Origin of the sequence: Mesorhizobium sp. M4A.F.Ca.ET.020.02.1.1 (genome assembly GCF_004022645.1) — a bacterium.
GTDB lineage: Bacteria > Pseudomonadota > Alphaproteobacteria > Rhizobiales > Rhizobiaceae > Mesorhizobium.
Genome location: NZ_RZOI01001405.1, coordinates 1 through 436, shown reverse-complemented (window position 1 = coordinate 436; position 436 = coordinate 1). Strand labels below are relative to the sequence as shown.

1 protein-coding gene is annotated in these 436 nt (G+C 67.7%); it reads right to left on the bottom strand.

The features are described 5' to 3' along the window. On the bottom strand, nt 1-374 hold a 374-nt coding region (locus EN742_RS37395), incomplete at its 3' end, for a histidine phosphatase family protein (RefSeq protein ID WP_128334011.1). Between the last annotated feature and the right edge of the window lie 62 nt (nt 375-436).

Genomic DNA, 436 nt, shown 5'->3' with positions numbered 1-436 from the left:
TGCGCGGCCTTTGCCGCAGGGTCGGTCTTCAGGAGGTCGAGCGGCGCGAAGGGCTCCGGCTCAGCCTCGAAAGCGATGCGGGCGGTGTCGAGGCAGCGGCAGTAACGGCTGGAGAGCACGCGCTCGATGGGCGCGGCACGGGCAGCGAATAAAGCGCCGATCCGGCTTGCCTGTTGCTGGCCGCGCGCCGAGAGGTTGAGCTGGGTCGGGCATTGGGCGATGTCGAAATTGGCTGGATCGGCGGTGCCGGTGACCATGGCATGGCGCAGCAGCACGATATGGCCGCCGTCACGCAACAGTGCCCAGCCGGCATCCGTCGCATGCGCCGCGGCTGGGGCGACGAGCAGCATCAGCGCCAGCAGAAATCGAACCATCGGCCATCCTTCTTGCGTCCACCGGCGATGACGGCGGTGTGCGCATATAGGGACCGCAAAGC